Here is a 17,350-nt window from a genome sequence, read left to right as displayed (position 1 = left end):
AAAGAAGAGTTTAAGGAAATTTTGGCAATTTTAAGAAAGCAGAATCCTGATAGGATAAGGGTTCTGTGAAATTTGTCGTGTACAGAGAAATTGTTCAATATTTTGATTCAGCTCTTGATAAGAATACTGGCGATCACCACAAATCAATGCCACCTGATTGGCAAATTTCTGGGCTGATTCTTGAAAAAATTCAGAAATGGTTTGACCTTTCCAATATCCCTTTTGAATGTACCGTTCTACGAAATCTTCTGGGTATGGCACGATGCCATCCCAGAGCAAAGACTCGTCATTTACATTTGCATTCATTTTATTCCCCATGATTTAAGTGCTGAGAATCTAAACCCAATGCATTTAACATCGTTTTAAATTTCACGATGGTTTCTGACAGTTCACTGTTCGGCTGTGAAGCTTCAACAATTCCTGCACCCGCATAAAGACGCGCATAATGGTCAAAGATACGCCCACAACGTACATTCACTGCCCAAGCACCATTCCCTCGGGCATCACACCACCCCATAGTTCCTGCGAATAGGTTACGGTTAAAAGGCTCTAGTTCCGAAATCAACTGGCGAGCCATAGGGGCTGGTTGTCCACAGACTGCTGGCGTTGGATGTAAAATTGAGACCACATCAAAGATATGTTGCTCTGGATCTTTCAACGTTCCCTGAATTTTGGTCGCCAAGTGCCAAACCGCCTCTGTTTTAATCAGTGAAGGTGATTTTGGGATATTGAGCGTTTTGCACAAGGGAGAGAGTTGATCTGCAATGGCTTCGATGACCACGGCGTGTTCATGCTGATCTTTTTGCGAAGCAAGCAATTTTTCAGCTTGTTGTTGATCCAGTGTTGGATCTGAATGACGTACTAATGTTCCTGCAACTGGATGGCTAAACAAATATTCATTTTGCTTCGCAACGAGAAGTTCTGGACTTGCCCCCATAAACCAACCAGATTGTTTTGGGTTTTGGGCCAATGCAAATGTGTAGCCATCAGGATTAGAGGCCAACAACTGGTAAAATAAATCAATAATATTAATTTTGTGTTGGGTTTTAAGATCAATTGCCCGAGCCAACACTGCTTTTTCTAGCGGTGATGACCTCATCAATTCAACCAATTTGACGACTCCAGCAATGTATTCCTCTTGTGCTGGGATGAGAGTCGCTTGCACTTGATCATCAAGAAAAGACTGAGCCGAATGATCAATGCGCTCATTTACAAATGTGTTTTTTGCTTCCGCAATCGAGATTTCTGGTAAATCTCGATGATCAAAAGGCAAGCTCCCGACCAAAATAAGATCTTTATTCGCTGTTAATTCGATTTTTTTTTGTAGTGTAGATTTTGCTTGTTCGAGCCACTGTGCTTGCTGCTGATTAAAATTTAAATGAGAAGCTCGATCAAATTCGATATGTTCAATTAACTTTTTACTTGAAATGGTCCCCGTTGGCGTTGCGAACACGAAGCCAGGTTGATCTTCCTCAATTAACTCTTCCTTTTTTATGCCTATCATATTTTGAAAAACTGACGGTTCTATTGGCAACATATTTGTTCTCACGATTATCTGTTCGCACTGCGTGCATCAAACTTTCAACATTCACAAAAGGACAACCTCTAGGAGTTGAACGCAACCAATATAATAATTATTATTCCCAATTGAAAATGATTATCGTTTAAATTTGTTAATAAAATTAAAGGATACTTAAATGGGTTTATATATCGTGACGGGTGCAGCCAGAGGAATTGGCGCTGAAATTTGTCGTCAACTATTGCAGAAGGATCATCAAGTCATTGCAATTGATCGGATCGATGACATCAATCAATGGGAACTTTTTAAATTAATTCCTGAAGCATCACTCAACCATCTAGACCACATCAGCTGTGACATTCGTAAGACCAATGAGATTATTCAGCACATTGAAAATTCTATACTTTTTAAAGGCACGATCACGGGTTTAGTGAATGCTGTAGGAGTCTTAGAAATGGGATCTTTATTAAATACATCTGTTGAACAATGGCATGAAAATTTGTCGATAAATTTCATTGGCCCTGCCGAACTTAGTCGTTGGGTCGCTCACCAAATGATTCCGCAAAGAGAAGGTGCGATTGTGAGCATCAGTTCAAATGCAGCCCTCATTCCAAGAATGAATATGGGTTTGTATGCAACGACCAAAGCTACAGTGAGTCACTATTTTAAAAATCTTGCGTTGGAACTCGCGCCTCACAATATTCGCTGTAACTTAGTTTTACCTGGCTCAACCCTTACACAAATGCAAAAACAACTATGGACTGAGGATCGCCCTCCAGCAGGCATTGTCAACGGAAATCTAGAACAATTCCGAAATGGTATTCCATTGCAAAAGATTGCTGAGGCTGAAGATATTGCCAATGCCGTGATGTTTTTACTTTCAGAGCAAGCACGCCAAATCACAATGCACGAATTAGTGGTTGATGGTGGAGCAACTCTAGGCGTGTAACAGCCCTATTGCCTCATTCAAAGGATAAACTGCCAGACTATTCTGGCAGTGGTTTGTGAATTTGAAGTTGTTCAAAAACAAGTTCTGGTTGAGCTAACCAAGTTTTCATCATCCCCATAAAATCATACCAATAAGCTTTGAGACTTGGCACATCATAAAGTTCTTTATGGCCGTCAACAGCGAGATACAAACGCTCAATACCATTAACAAACTTATTGGTAATCGCGGTATCAAAGTCTTCAATTGGGCCAGCGGATATGGTTGTTTTTGTTAACTTACACCCTTCGAAATGTTCAGGTAAAGGATAAGGAATCCAATTCACAATAGGTCCAAACAAGATATTTTCATAGGGATCAAAATCTTCTAATACAAATCGCATTTGCTCAAAATAGCTTTGCTGATGCGGTCGAATTTCGGCAAACCTTTTCGTTAATAATAAAATGATTTCTTTTAAGTTTTCTTGTCCAGTAATGCCCAACCTTAATGGCAGGATATTCATGACTAAGCAAGGAATACGCATAGATGAAGTACCCAACCGAGACATAAAAGGTACCCCAAAGCATTGTTGAGGATCTTTAGACTGTTTTATTAAATAACTCATCATCACTGCCATGACAATAAGAGCACTGGGCAATTTTAATTCAGTTGCTAATGCATTTAATTGTAGCTGTGTAGGCCAATCAATTACCTCTTCATAACGTGGCCCTTGTGAAAATGGTTCTTTTAATTTTCGTTTAAGTCGTTTCTTAGGGGCTTTCTCATACGAAAAATTAGCCTTCCAAAAGTCCAAATCTTTTTTAGCTTTTTCAGAGTGAAGGTAGTGCTGTTCTTCTACAATAAACTTTTCATAATGATCGAACCCTTTAATTTTTAATTCAGTACCATTTTTGAGAGATTGATAATAATCAATAAATCGGCTAATCATCAGTCCGTAAGCGTAGCCATCTAATGCAACGTGATGCGCTTTAAAAAATAATCCATACTTTTGCTCACCTAAGTGTGCAAACACATTGTCATATAAATGACCCGATTCTAAATTAAATGCTGGTTCTACTTCTTTTTCAGCCCACGCTAAAATTTCCTCTTCATCAAGCTGAGATAAATCAACGAAGCTAGGTTTCCGTATCGTGACATCATCTACTCGATAGACGTGTTCGCCCTGAACTAAAGCTCGCCAATGAAGCGATTTAGCTTCCTTTAATGTGAGATAAACTGCTTTTTGAAAAAGCTCTCGATCTAATGGTCCCTCAATAACCAACCACTCCGCCGTATGAAAAGGATAACTGCCATGATAATGATGTCCTTTCCACATACTGTGTTGTGCACGAGTTAATAGATCATGGGATTCATTGATTTGCATAAGACAACCGCATATATTTAATTTTCATTATAAAATCAAAGCTTTACAAAATATCCTAACCTTCATATTTTGTGATTACACTTTGGCACAAAAAGATTATTAAATATAATGATTATCATTTGCAAATTTAATTTGTTTGATTTAGATTAATAACCATTCAAATCTATCGACTGACGCACGTATTACTGTATCGACGATCTTCACTCCATTGATAAGTACAGAAGATTAAATAATGACGACACAATCTCCTCCTCTAGCTCGACATATTTCTGTCCATTCAACAGAACAAATTTCCACTCATTTACAGCGTATTAGGTTTAAAAGTGAAGATTTCACAGGTTATGCAAAATGTGATGGTGGTGCGCACATCAAATTGTTTTTTCCGAACCCTGATCAACAAGCACCTGACCTCCCGTTTCGAAATTCTTTAGGCAAAATTACGTGGCCAAATGGAAAGAAACCAATTACTCGGACATATACTGTTCGAGATTTCGATGAAGAACTGCAACTTTTAGTCATCGATTTTGTAAGACATGAAGATTTTGGTATAGCGGCTGATTGGGCGAAGCATGCGAGTCCAGGGGACTTATTAGGTCTAGCTGGTCCAGGAGGACCAGCACGTTTTAAAATCGATGCAGAATATTGGATTTTTGTTGGAGATCTTTCAGCAATCCCGATGATCGCTGCCTCTCTTGAACAATTACCAAAAGACGCCCATGGTGAAGTTTGGATCGAGATTGAAGATGATTCAGACCAAATACATCTGAATAAACCTGAACACATTAAGCTTCATTGGTGCAACAGCACTCATGAATTGAATAATAACATCCGTCATTCTTTGCAAAACTTAGACTGGAAAAATAAAGATATTTCAGTATCACTGGCGGGTGAAAATTCAACGGTGGTTGAACTTCGTAAAATACTGAGACAAAACTTCCAGTTACCCAAGAGCAATTTATATGCTGTGCCTTATTGGAAGCAAGGTCACAACGAAGAGGCTTATCATGAGGAACGCCATCAAGTGATGGATGCCATTGAATAAGTGAATAGAATTATTTTAATGAAATATGTAGAAAGATATGAAATATAAAATTGCAATTATGTTGAGTGCTGTCACTCTCTTCACAGCATGCTCTCAGTCGAATGAACCTTCTTCACGAGACAGTAAAGCGACGGTTGAATCTCAAATAAATACGACACGACAAATTGAAGATGCTTTAGGTCGTCAAGTTACGATTCCTGTTCAGCCACAACGTGTTGTGGTTTTAAGTGAGCTTGATTTGGATAGTGCTATTGCACTTGGAATAAAACCTATAGGCAGTAGTTATGTTCGAGGTCAAAGTAATTTTCCAGATTACCTCAAAAATAAAACACAACAGATCGCCTCCGTCGGTAACTTTGGACAACCGAGCATGGAACAAATTCTCACGTTACAACCTGACTTAATTATTGCTGGAAGCATGATTGATACACAAATGATTAATCAATTGCAGCAGATTGCACCCACTGCAGTCAGTTTTGCACGCGGAGAGCCATGGAAAGACAGTTTCAAAAAGGTAGCTTATTTATTAAACAAAGAACAACAAGCCCAAAAAGCTCTAGAAGCGTACGATCAATATGCGCAAGAAGCTCAACAGAAATTACATGTTCAACAAGGTCAATCAGTCAGTGTCATTCGTTGGACAGCCAATGGACCTGTTTATATGTTAAATGATTCATTTGCGAGCCAAATTTTAAAAGATATTGGCTTAACACGACCTCAACATCAGCAACAACCAGGTGCAAGCCATACGCCTCCAATCAGTCGAGAGCGTTTTGATCAAATTGATGCAGACTGGCTCATCATTGGCAGTCATCTAAACTCGGAAAAGCAACTGGCAGAACTAGAAAAATTACCAGAATTCCAACGTCTTAATGCTGCAAAAAACAAGCATTATTTCGTGGTTGATGCATCTATGTGGACTGGCATAGGTGGACCACATGCTGCTCGACATGCCATTGATGATGTATTGAAGCATCTCCATAATTAACATGCTGACGAATGCTACAACTGTACTTGACCGATTCCCGCTGATGGGAATCGTGCTTAGCTTGATTATTTTATGTTGCGCTGTTTTGTCGATCGCGTACGGCGCTGGTCAGCCCTACTTTACAGACAGTTTGCAACTTATTCTTCAGGCATTAAGTCAATGGTCCTTAGAACCAATCACTCCCCTATTGGAAATTAGAATTCCACGTACTATTGCGGCGGTGAGTGTCGGATTAGCTTTAGCGATCTCAGGCGTCATCCTTCAAAACTTGCTTAAAAACCCTTTGGCTGATAGTGGATTAATCGGAATTAATAGTGGTGCATCTCTTGCCATTGTTTTGGCCATCGTTCTTCAAATGGATACCTTAGGACTATTTTTTTGGGCGCTGATTGGAGCTTTAGTGAGTGCATTATTGGTCTTTGCAATCACCCCTCGTCAAATGACAGATCATAGCTCACTTACACGTTTAGTCTTGGCTGGACTGGCAATCACCAGTACATTCCAAGGTTTTATGGCTGCCATTCTTCTTAGTTTCCAAAATGGTTTAGACGACTATCGTTTTTGGGTTTTGGGTTCGCTCAATCGCGTTGATATTCAATATCTCGGTCTTGCACTAATTTTAATGGCGATCGGACTCATCATCGCTATATTGGTGATACGCCCCCTGGGTCTTAGCTTAGTTGGTGATCAACTGGCGAATAGCTTAGGCTTAAATACGAAACTACTTGATGCATTCTGCATTTTAGCTGTGGTTTTATTAACTGGAAGTGCCGTTGCATTAACAGGACCAATTGCCTTTTTAGGCTTGATTGCACCTTACTTTGCACGAGCTATTGGTGCTCATAGTATTCAGAAACAACTCATCTATAGCGGACTATTTGGCATGTTGTTGTTGCTGATCGCGGATATCATTGCACGTGCAGTCGTTCAACCTTTCGAAGCCCCTGTCAGTATTCTTTTAGCCTTATTAGGTGCGCCTATTTTAATATGGATGGTGCGTCAAAATAACCTACAAAATATTATTCAAGCGGAGAAATAATATGTTTTCTCTGTTGAGTCGTTTAAAACAAAAATCAGTAATAAAGGCTTGGATAATCATTGCGATTCTACTGATATCACTCAGTTTATTTAGCCTGATGTACGGTGAAATCACATTAAATTTGAATACGCTATGGAATGTATTGACAGGCAATGCGTCAGCTCCACATCAACTTCTCGTTGAAAAGATTAGATTACCACGACTTTTGGCAGCCTTATTGATTGGCGCTGCACTCGCCTTATCTGGTCTCATTCTTCAAATTATCACCAAAAACCCTCTTGCGAGCCCAGATGTTTTTGGTATCAGTGACAGTGCAGTGCTTGCTTTGGCATTCACCATTCTCCTCTCAAGCTCTAGTATGTTAGGTCAATGGTGGCAAGCATTGATGGGCGCGATCTTCTGTGTTTTTTTTATTTTAATTGCTTCAGGCGGCGTGGGAACACAGGGGTATCGTATTTTGGTCATCGGGGTCGGAATTGCAACACTCATGAAAGCCAGTTTTGACCTTATCCTTGCGACACTGCCAGTAATGCACACCAGTAATATTTTAATTTTTAGTAGTGGTAGTTTGATTGGTCGCAGCTACAGCATCTTGCTACCAACTTCGATTTTTATCATGCTGCTTGTCAGTATTATTGTGCTGTGGCGGCGACTATTTAGTGCAATGGTTCTCCCTGATTCTGTCATTGATAGTCTAGGAGAACCCTTATCTAAAATTAGACTGATGCTCATTATTATTGCTGCCTTTCTCGCTGGGACCGCTGTCAGTATTGCAGGCCCCATTGGATTCGTGGCTATTGCCGCACCAATCATCGCATTTAAATCATTTCCTCATCATTTATTTTCGATTTTTCCAACCATGTGTATTGGTGCATTAATGGTTTTATGTGCCGATTTACTTGGAAAAAATTTGCTTGCCCCTGTCGAAATTCCCGCAGGCATTATTAGCGGCATGGTTGGTGGTCCACTGTTGTTGTGGTTGTTATATCGTCATTCTAGAAGTATGAGTCGTACATGAGTTTAATCATCAATCAATTAAGTGCTGGATATAATCATCATCAAGTTTTGAAGGGTATCAATGCTGAATTTCAGCAGGGTCAAGTCATCGTCCTCATTGGTCCAAATGGCTGTGGAAAATCGACCTTGTTAAAATGTATTGCTCAAATTCATCCATATGATCAAGGCGAAGTCATTTGGGAAAAAAATCAACTGAATATACTCAGTAAAAAGTTGCTCGCTAAACAACTTGCATTACTTCCACAGCATGTAACTGCACCCAACGGCATGACAGTTGAACAGTTAGTACGCTTCGGTCGTTTTCCACATCAAGGTTGGTTTAAACGACTGAACATCGAAGACCAAAAAGCGATTGATGACGCTTTGTCTGCGACCCATTTAAGCGAATTAAAAAATCAAAATTTAAGCAATCTATCAGGAGGTCAACGTCAACGTGCATGGATCGCAATGGTACTCGCACAACAAACTCCTTTAATTCTTTTAGATGAACCAATCAGTATGCTCGATATCGGTCATCAAGCCGATATTTTAAATTTAGTCCGCTCTCTAGCCTCACAAGGTAAAACCATAGTGATGGTTCTACATGAATTAGCCACTGCTGCACGCTGTGCCGATTTTCTAGTTGCCATGAAAGATGGTCAAATCATTGCACAAGGAAAATCAGAAGATGTTTTAACAAAGCAATTAGTTCATCAACTCTATAACTTAGATGCTGAAGTCAGACTGGTTGAAGATGATCAACACAAAAAAAGGTTACTGGTCATCCCAAATAAGTTTGGTGATTAAACACTCGAATAAAAAGCTTGAATATATAGAATAAAAAAAGCCCTGACATCTGTCAGGGCTTTTGAATTTGGCGGAAGCGGTGAGATTCGAACTCACGGAGGACTCACACCCTCGTCGGTTTTCAAGACCGGTGCATTAAACCGCTCTGCCACGCTTCCATGTGCGCCATAATACGAAGCTTTTCATATCATGACAAGTAAAAATTACAATCAAACCATTCAAGTGAATATAGTTTCACCAAATGATTCAAATTTATTAAATTTTGGCTGCAATTTCAGCACCTTCACGAATCGCACGCTTAGCGTCAAGCTCAGCAGCAAGCTTTGCACCACCAATAATGTGATATTTCGCTAAAGTTGTTTCAGTCTCTGATGGCATAATCTCTTTAACAGATTCTTGCCCTGCACAAACAACGACAGTATCGACTCGTAATAATTGATCATTCCCACCAACTTCGATCCACAGACCTTCATCACTCACTGATTTATATTGAACGCCACGCAACATTTTCACATGGTGTTTTTTTAATTGGGCGCGATGAACCCAACCAGAGGTTTTACCTAATCCTATACCCAAAGGCGTTGTCTTACGTTGCAATAAATATATTTCGCGAACTGGATGATCCACTTCAGCAGGTTGTAAACCACCTTCAGAAACATACTGAACATCAGGATCAACTCCCCACTCACGTTTCCATTCTGCCAAAGGTTGTGGCTGTGGCTGATGTTCAGGTTTTAATAAAAACTCTGACACATCAAATCCGATACCACCAGCACCAATTACTGCTACCTTTTGACCCACAGGCGCACCTCTTAATACTTCTGCATAAGATAAAACTTGTGGTGCATCACTTCCTTCAATCTTCAATGCACGTGGTACAACGCCTGTCGCAACAATCACTTCATCAAAGCCTTCACGCTCAAGCTGTTCACGATTAACTTTAGTATTTAAACGAAGTTCAACCCCAGTGCGCTCAATTTGGACTTTAAAATAGCGAATGGTTTCGTGAAACTCTTCTTTCCCAGGAACAACTTTCGCTAAGTTGAATTGTCCCCCTACATCATTAGTGGCTTCAAATAAAGTAACTAGATGACCACGACTGGCAGCAACGGTCGCTGCCGACATTCCAGCTACACCACCACCCACAACAGCTACTTTTTTTGGCTTCTTGGTTTTTAAATAAACCAGTTCAGTTTCATAGGCTGCACGTGGATTCACTAAACATGTGGCACGTTTATTTTTGAAAGTATGATCCAAACACGCCTGATTACACGCAATACACGTATTGATTTCATCAACACGATTAGTTGCCGTTTTATTCACCCAGAAAGCATCTGCCAATAATGGTCGAGCCATTTGAATCATGTCGGCTTTACCTTCAGCCAAAATAGCTTCGGCAGTTTCAGGCATATTGATTCGGTTGGATGCAATCACAGGCACAGACACATGTTTTTTCACCTCTGCGGTATAATCTACAAATGCCGCACGAGGAACAGAGGTTACAATTGTTGGCACACGAGCTTCATGCCAACCAATACCTGTATTCAATAATGTGATACCCGCTTCTTCTAGCGCTTTAGCAACGGTGATCACTTCATTCATTGTATTACCGTCGTGAACTAAATCGAGCATAGATAAACGGAAACAAATGATAAATTTTTCGCCAACTTTCGCGCGAATTGCCTTAACAATTTCAACTGCAAAGCGCATACGGTTTTCTATTTCCCCGCCCCATTGGTCTGTACGCTGATTGACATGACGACTCATAAATTGGTTCAGCAAATAGCCTTCTGATCCCATGATTTCGACACCATCATAGCCAGCTTTTTTCGCGATACTTGCTGTAGCCGCATAATCTTGAATCGTATCCAGAATTTGTTTTTCTGACATCTGACGTGGTTTAAATGGTGAGATCGGCGATTTTATTGGGCTTGCAGAAACCACAAATGGTTGATAACCATAACGCCCTGAATGCAAAATTTGCATTAAAATTTTTGCACCATGTTTATGAACTGCATGTGTCACTAATCGGTGTGGGGCAACATCACCTAAGGTATTCATTGTGCCACCAGCTGGAAGCAGCCAGCCCTGACGGTTAGGGGAAATACCACCTGTAATGATGAGACCTACGCCCCCTTTAGCACGTTCACCAAAATATGCTGCTAATTTAGGATAGTTATAAAAACGATCTTCTAGACCGGTATGCATCGATCCCATCACGACACGATTTTTTAGGGTAGTGAAACCAAGATCAAGAGGTTTTAATATATTTGCATAGCGAGTTGTCATGGCAATTCCTTATTTTATGGGCTTTGCAACTTGTTGCATAAAACTATACTTCTTTTTTCATAACTGTTTATGGCAATTTTTTGTCTTTTTCTATAATAAATTACCAACTATGAAATTAGATATTAATATTCAATCACTTACAAAAAATATTTTTCACTAAGTTCGCTTTGAAAAATTCCAATAAAATAAATTGATGCATAAAAATCTTCATAAATGCGCTGTATTATTTTCAAGAAGAAATCATGAATTAGATTAAGCACTACCTATTACTTCTGAGTTTCGACGAAATATTGCTACTTATTCTAATATTTTTGCACCACGTATCTTTTTTTAAAAAAAATTACCAATGAAAAGTGCTACAATTGAAGAAATATATTTTTCAGGTTACCAATTTTCTAGGTGCCTATATTCTATCGTTAGGATGAACAATGTCTGATAATGCAACTATCTTACAGAATGTACCTGTAGGCAAAAAAGTTGGTATTGCCTTCTCTGGTGGTCTTGATACTTCTGCAGCTCTATTGTGGATGAAACAAAAAGGTGCTGAACCTTATGCGTATACAGCAAACTTAGGTCAGCCAGATGAAGATGATTACGATGCTATTCCAAAGAAAGCTGAAGCTTATGGCGCTGTTAAAGCACGCTTAGTGGATTGCCGTTTACAACTTGCATTAGAAGGTATTGCAGCAATTCAATGTGGCGCATTCCATATCTCTACAGGTGGTGTACCTTACTTCAATACAACGCCACTTGGTCGTGCAGTCACAGGTACAATGCTTGTTACTGCGATGAAAGAAGATGACGTCAACATTTGGGGTGACGGATCTACTTATAAAGGTAACGACATTGAGCGTTTCTACCGTTATGGTCTATTAACGAACCCAGCACTTAAAATTTACAAACCTTGGTTAGACCAAACATTTATCGATGAACTTGGTGGCCGTGCAGAAATGTCACAGTTCCTCATCGACAACGGTTTTGACTATAAAATGTCAAAAGAAAAAGCATACTCAACAGATTCAAACATGCTTGGTGCAACTCACGAAGCGAAAGATCTTGAGTATCTTGATGCTGGTATCAAAATCGTTGAACCGATTATGGGTGTTGCATTCTGGAAAGAAGACGTTGAAATTGCACCTGAAGAAGTTTCAATCACATTTGAAGAAGGCTTCCCTGTTGCTCTTAACGGTCAACGTATTGAAGATCCAGTTGAGTTAATTCTTGAAGCGAACCGTATCGGTGGTCGTCATGGTCTAGGTATGTCTGACCAAATCGAAAACCGTATCATCGAAGCGAAATCTCGTGGTATTTATGAAGCTCCAGGTATGGCACTTCTACACATTGCTTACGAACGTCTTGTGACTGGTATTCATAACGAAGATACCATTGAACAGTACCGAATCAACGGTTTACGTTTAGGTCGTTTACTTTACCAAGGTCGTTGGTTCGACTCTCAAGCGCTTATGCTTCGTGAAACTGCGCAACGTTGGGTTGCTAAAGCAATCACAGGTACTGTGACTTTAGAACTTCGTCGTGGTAACGATTACACCATTATGAACACTGAATCTGAGAATCTTACATACGAAGCTGAACGCTTAACTATGGAAAAAGGTGATTCTGTATTCACTCCAATGGATCGTATTGGTCAATTAACCATGCGTAACCTAGACATTACAGATACTCGCGCTAAGTTAGGAATCTATACTGGTGCAGGTTTACTTGCTGTAGGTACAGGTTCTGCTGTTCCACAACTTAAAGACAAAAACTAAGATTTAGTTTAGTCCACAAAAAACCGCGCTTTTAGCGCGGTTTTTTTATTTGGACGTAAAAATCTATCCTTGTTCCCTAGATGAATAATGACTCATTCATCCAACGTATGCCTCATTTTTATATTAATCAGCACAAATAGATGTAAAACCCCTTTTATCGGCTTTTGTCGTTATCAATTTCAAGCAATATCGATTATCATCTATGTTATTTTTCAGTAAGACTTGCCTTGAATACGATCACTTTAATCCAGCCAGATGATTGGCACGCTCATTTAAGAGATGGTTTAGCACTTCAACGTACTGTTCCTGATTTGGCGAAGCAATTTCATCGCGCAATCTGTATGCCGAATACAGTTCCACCTGTAAAAACTGTGGAAGAAGCACATGCTTATCGTGAAAGAATCATGGCGCATGTTCCTGAAAATGTAAAATTCGATCCTCGTATGGTGCTCTACTTTACGGATCATACTTCTCCTGAAGAAGTACAAAAAATTAAAAACTCTCCATATGTAAATGCAATTAAGCTTTACCCTGCTGGAGCAACCACAAATTCTGATAATGGCGTTAGTGATATACGTAAAGTGTATAGCGTCATTGAACAACTTGAAGAACATCAGGTTCCTCTCTTACTGCACGGCGAAGTAACACATCATCATGTTGATATTTTCGATCGTGAAAAACGTTTCTTAGATGAAGTTTTAGCACCGCTGCTTAAACAATTTCCAAAATTGAAATTAGTTTTAGAACATATCACCACAAGCGAAGCTGCACATTTTGTACTTGAGCAAGATCGCAATGTGGCAGCGACGATTACACCACAACATTTGTTATTCAATCGCAATGACATGTTGGTTGGTGGTGTTAAACCGCATTTCTATTGTTTGCCAATTTTAAAACGCCAGACACATCAGCAAACTTTGTTAGAAGTCGCAACAAGTGGCAACCCTAAATTTTTCTTAGGTACTGACAGCGCTCCGCATTCTAAAAATGCGAAAGAAAATGCCTGTGGATGTGCGGGATGCTATAGCGCTCCAACTGCAATTGAATTGTATGCTCAAGCATTCGATCAGGTCGGTAAAATTGAACGTCTTGAAGGTTTCGCTTCATTCTTTGGTGCGGATTTCTATGGTTTAGCTCGTAATACTGAAACCATTACATTGATCAAAGAAGATCAAGTGATTCCTGAAAGCCTTGAATATTTAGATGGCGAACAGATCATTCCTCTTTATGCAGGTAAAACAATTCAATGGAGAAAAGTGTGACCACTGAAACATTACCTGTCATCGGTCAACGCTTCCGCGGGTTCCTACCCGTGGTTGTTGACGTGGAAACAGCTGGTTTTAATGCGGATACCGATGCATTGCTTGAAATAGCATGTATTCCCATCATTTACGACGAGTCTGGAAAGTTTGTACCTGGTCAAGCGCATCATGCACACATCAATCCATTTGAAGGTGCAAATTTAGATCGTCGCTCACTCGACTTCATTGGCATTGATCCTTTTAATCCAATGCGTGTAGCGATGGCAGAAGATGAAAAGTCTGCACTTAAACGTATGTTCAAAGCAATTAATGAGGTACGCAAACAACAACAATGCACACATGCTGTGCTAGTTGGACACAATGCTCATTTTGATCTTGGTTTTTTAAAAGCGGCAATTGCACGTACTGGAACTAAGAATCAAAATCCATTTCATAGTTTCTCGGTTTTTGATACCGTGACTTTGAGTGCTGTGATGTTCGGACAAACTGTTTTGGCTAAATCATGTATTCAAGCTGGCATCGAGTTTGATGGTAAAGAAGCCCACTCTGCTTTGTATGACACACAGAAAACAGCTGAATTATTCTGCTATATTTTAAATAAATTAGCGCCCCATTTACTTGAAACACTCGTTTCAGAGTAAAAATTTTTAAATACCCCAATATTTTAGAAATCTTGATCATCCTGTGGATTGATCTTAATTGAAAAGTATTGGGGCTTTTTGTTCCAATTTTTAACTATCGCTTTTTTATATTATGTTAATCGAAATATAGTATTGATAATTATTCTCATTAATATTGTGAAATAAGTATTATTAAATGATAATCGCTATCGTTTTTATTCTCTCAATGTTAAATCATGTCATTTGTACGCTCAAAATTAAATTTAGCCATTCTTACGATACTTTCAACTACAGTTTGTGCAAATGAAACAGAAATAAATTCAACAGCTAATGATGATTCAATCAAACTCAATACAATTGTAACGAATGCAGCTGAGCAACAAGAAGTTGGGAAAACCCTTTATACGAAGGATGACTTAGACAAGACACCCAATAGTTCTAAGAACATTACTGATTTTTTAAAAGTAAATCCTAATGTGCAATTTGGTAATAATTTTAAAAGTGGCTTACAACAAGGTGAACTTAGCCCAGCCGAAATTAGCATCAATGGCGGTTTACCCTATGAAAATAAATTTCTAATCAATGGGATGAGCATCAACAATAATATTAACCCTGTGGGTGCAACAACATCGAACTCAAATAATGAACTACTCGGCTCTAGTCAAGCTGTTGCAGTCAATGCAGACCTGATTTGTAATATTAAACTGCTTGATAGCAATGTGAGCGCTGAATATGGTGAATTTACTGGCGGTGTAGTGAGTGCAGAAACCTGCGCACCAAAAACTGAGGTAGGCAAAATTCACGGTAATATTACCTATGATTATACATCTGATTCTTGGTCTAAAATCAACTTTCCTGATCCAGAAAGCCAACTGGAATTTGAAACCTCCAAGAGTGAAAAAAATCAACCTTTCTTTACTAAACAAGGAGTCAGCGCAACACTGTATGGTAATCTCACAGACCAATTAGGTTTCAATGCTTTTGGCTCTTTTCGACATTCCTTAATTCCATTAAAAACGAATTTTATTGAGCCAGCAGAATTAGACCAAACACGTGCTGCGAGCAATTATGGTGTCGAACTCTTCTATACACCTTCAGATAAAACTTCATTAAAAATAGGAACTCAGCTATTTTAAAATAAAGGTGAATACTTCAATGCTACATTTTTAAACTCAGAAAACACTCAAATATCTGATAGCCAAAGTATTTATATCAATTTACAAAATAAATTAAATGCTGTTCGGTTAGAACAACAACTTAATTATCAAACACAAAATAGCTCGCGAGAGGCAGAACAGGATGCGTACGTGTGGGCTCGATCTTCAACAAAAAATTGGAATCCGAATTTAAGTACGCAATCCTATGGAAACTATGGTGCATTATCACAAGAAGAAAAAAAACTGGAATACTCAATCAAAGCCTTATTTGAACCAATAAAGTTTGCGAACTCATCACACCAACTCAAAGTGGGTGCAGGTTATGGTCATTATGAAGCGTATTGGGAAAGACCTGAAGTTTCTAATAACTATTACACAACGACTATCGCTTCAAAAAATATTGAAAACTTAAACTGTTACGCTTCTGATGGTCGTCGTTATGATGCTTGTGATGAAGGCAATTCAATTGACGGGCAATATTTAACGCAACGATTTAAATATGATGCAGGACAAATCAATGTACGCCAAGATCGTTGGCATGCATATCTCGAAGATTCAATTTATGTTAATCCATTTATTCAGTCTAGTTTAGGCTTACGAGCTGATTATGATTCACTGACTCAAAATACCAATATTGCACCTCGTAGTTCATTTGTGTTGAAGCCATTTGGCAATGATCAATTATTTATTACGGCTGGTTGGAATCGCTATTATGGTTTAAACGCATTCGCCAACGAATTACAAGATCAGCGAGGTCGATTACAGACAAAATTTAAGAGAAATAGTCTTTCTGAAGGTTGGGAACTCGACCCGACGTATATGCCATCCTTCAAATCAAGGTCAGAGCTGGATACGCCATTTTCAGATGAATCTGTATTTGCTTTTAACACTAATATTTGGAACATCAATACTGGTTTAAAATATGTTAAGCGAGAAAACAAAGACCAATTACGCCAGCAGCAAGGTAATAAGTCTTATAACAACTCAGGAAAATCTGAAGCTGATATCTTAACTTTCTCTTTAAAAAATATTAAACCGCTAGTATTTAAAAAATCTGTGCATCATTTAAGCCTAAATGCCGATATGACAGATACAAATCGTAATTTTGATAGCTATGAAAGCAACTACTACACAGGCACATCACAAATTTATTATGATGGCAAACTGATTAATGCTGAAGATAAACCCACTGATAATTTCAATACGCCATGGACAGTTAGACTTGATTGGAATATTGGTTTTAATAATATTCCTTTAAATATTAATCATTATCTTAGCTATCGTGCAGGGACACCAGGTACGAAAAAAAACCTGAGTACCAGTAAAACTGAATTTGTCTATGAACTTGATGGTATGAAATATGACACTTACACTGCATATAAAACGAAAAATGCTTTGAATTGGGATATGCGTACCACCTACACAATTCCAAGTTCAAAGAATACGCAAACTATTTTTGGTTAGAGATGGATCCGGAAATTTGAACAACTCCTATAAGTGATATTCTGCTCCTCAAATGATGTTATAAACATCAATATATGGAGTATTTTATG

Annotated in this window: 15 protein-coding genes and 1 tRNA gene; 11 read left to right on the top strand and 5 right to left on the bottom strand. The window is 38.9% G+C overall.

Annotated features, from left to right (window positions below; genetic code table 11):
* Positions 1-30 precede the first annotated feature (30 nt).
* A complete protein-coding gene (locus AC1M9D_RS12825) occupies positions 31-306 on the bottom strand; it encodes a hypothetical protein (protein ID WP_481612331.1) in 276 nt (91 codons plus the stop codon).
* 1 nt (position 307) lies between these two features.
* Positions 308-1,537 (bottom strand): isochorismate synthase, encoded by a 1,230-nt coding sequence (locus AC1M9D_RS12820; RefSeq protein WP_481612330.1) that lies wholly within the window; start codon positions 1,535-1,537, stop codon positions 308-310.
* Positions 1,538-1,697: 160 nt separating this feature from the next.
* Here AC1M9D_RS12820 and AC1M9D_RS12815 point away from each other — a divergent pair, with 160 nt between their 5' ends.
* The gene (locus tag AC1M9D_RS12815; protein ID WP_481595609.1) at positions 1,698-2,468 is read left to right on the top strand and encodes an SDR family oxidoreductase; all 771 of its coding nucleotides are present in this window, start codon (positions 1,698-1,700) and stop codon (positions 2,466-2,468) included.
* 37 nt (positions 2,469-2,505) lie between these two features.
* Here the strand turns inward: AC1M9D_RS12815 and AC1M9D_RS12810 are convergent, their stop codons facing one another.
* The gene (locus tag AC1M9D_RS12810) at positions 2,506-3,828 is read right to left on the bottom strand and encodes a condensation domain-containing protein (protein ID WP_481612329.1); all 1,323 of its coding nucleotides are present in this window, start codon (positions 3,826-3,828) and stop codon (positions 2,506-2,508) included.
* A gap of 232 nt (positions 3,829-4,060) precedes the next feature.
* Here AC1M9D_RS12810 and AC1M9D_RS12805 point away from each other — a divergent pair, with 232 nt between their 5' ends.
* Genes AC1M9D_RS12805 through AC1M9D_RS12785 form a run of 5 tightly spaced genes read left to right on the top strand, consistent with a single transcriptional unit; the run spans position 4,061 to position 8,700 of the window.
* A complete protein-coding gene (locus AC1M9D_RS12805) occupies positions 4,061-4,870 on the top strand; it encodes a siderophore-interacting protein (protein WP_481594167.1) in 810 nt (269 codons plus the stop codon).
* 37 nt (positions 4,871-4,907) lie between these two features.
* Positions 4,908-5,858 carry an ABC transporter substrate-binding protein gene (locus AC1M9D_RS12800; protein WP_481612328.1) on the top strand — a complete coding sequence of 317 codons (951 nt, stop codon included), beginning with the start codon at positions 4,908-4,910 and terminating at the stop codon, positions 5,856-5,858.
* A 1-nt stretch (position 5,859) separates the two neighbouring features.
* Positions 5,860-6,897, top strand: a complete 1,038-nt coding sequence (locus AC1M9D_RS12795; RefSeq protein WP_092765985.1) for a FecCD family ABC transporter permease — start codon at positions 5,860-5,862, stop codon at positions 6,895-6,897.
* Position 6,898: 1 nt separating this feature from the next.
* Positions 6,899-7,915 (top strand): FecCD family ABC transporter permease, encoded by a 1,017-nt coding sequence (locus tag AC1M9D_RS12790; RefSeq protein WP_481612327.1) that lies wholly within the window; start codon positions 6,899-6,901, stop codon positions 7,913-7,915.
* Positions 7,912-8,700 (top strand): ABC transporter ATP-binding protein, encoded by a 789-nt coding sequence (locus tag AC1M9D_RS12785; RefSeq protein ID WP_092765983.1) that lies wholly within the window; start codon positions 7,912-7,914, stop codon positions 8,698-8,700. Before AC1M9D_RS12790 ends, AC1M9D_RS12785 begins: the two co-directional genes overlap by 4 nt.
* A gap of 68 nt (positions 8,701-8,768) precedes the next feature.
* Here AC1M9D_RS12785 and AC1M9D_RS12780 read toward each other — a convergent pair.
* Both AC1M9D_RS12780 and AC1M9D_RS12775 read right to left on the bottom strand, forming a co-directional pair.
* A tRNA-Ser gene (locus AC1M9D_RS12780) sits at positions 8,769-8,858 on the bottom strand.
* Between the two features lie 97 nt (positions 8,859-8,955).
* Complete coding sequence (locus tag AC1M9D_RS12775; RefSeq protein WP_092765982.1) at positions 8,956-10,989, bottom strand: NADPH-dependent 2,4-dienoyl-CoA reductase; 2,034 nt, start codon at positions 10,987-10,989, stop codon at positions 8,956-8,958.
* A 428-nt stretch (positions 10,990-11,417) separates the two neighbouring features.
* Here AC1M9D_RS12775 and argG point away from each other — a divergent pair, with 428 nt between their 5' ends.
* From argG to AC1M9D_RS12750, 5 genes are all read left to right on the top strand, one after another.
* Positions 11,418-12,758, top strand: a complete 1,341-nt coding sequence (gene argG / locus AC1M9D_RS12770; protein WP_092765981.1) for an argininosuccinate synthase — start codon at positions 11,418-11,420, stop codon at positions 12,756-12,758.
* A 227-nt stretch (positions 12,759-12,985) separates the two neighbouring features.
* Positions 12,986-14,020: a dihydroorotase gene (gene pyrC, locus AC1M9D_RS12765; protein ID WP_179998469.1), complete on the top strand. Its 1,035-nt coding sequence runs from the start codon at positions 12,986-12,988 to the stop codon at positions 14,018-14,020.
* Positions 14,005-14,661: a ribonuclease T gene (gene rnt / locus AC1M9D_RS12760; protein ID WP_035266446.1), complete on the top strand. Its 657-nt coding sequence runs from the start codon at positions 14,005-14,007 to the stop codon at positions 14,659-14,661. Before pyrC ends, rnt begins: the two co-directional genes overlap by 16 nt.
* Positions 14,662-14,876: 215 nt before the next feature.
* Positions 14,877-15,776, top strand: coding sequence for a TonB-dependent receptor plug domain-containing protein (locus tag AC1M9D_RS12755; protein ID WP_481612326.1), 900 nt, complete (start codon positions 14,877-14,879; stop codon positions 15,774-15,776).
* 171 nt (positions 15,777-15,947) lie between these two features.
* On the top strand, positions 15,948-17,261 hold the full coding sequence (locus AC1M9D_RS12750; protein ID WP_481612325.1) for a hypothetical protein: 1,314 nt from the start codon (positions 15,948-15,950) through the stop codon (positions 17,259-17,261).
* The last annotated feature ends 89 nt before the right edge of the window (positions 17,262-17,350 follow it).

This window comes from Acinetobacter sp. ANC_7682 (genome assembly GCF_056779795.1).
This window is presented reverse-complemented; position numbering and strand designations above follow the sequence as displayed.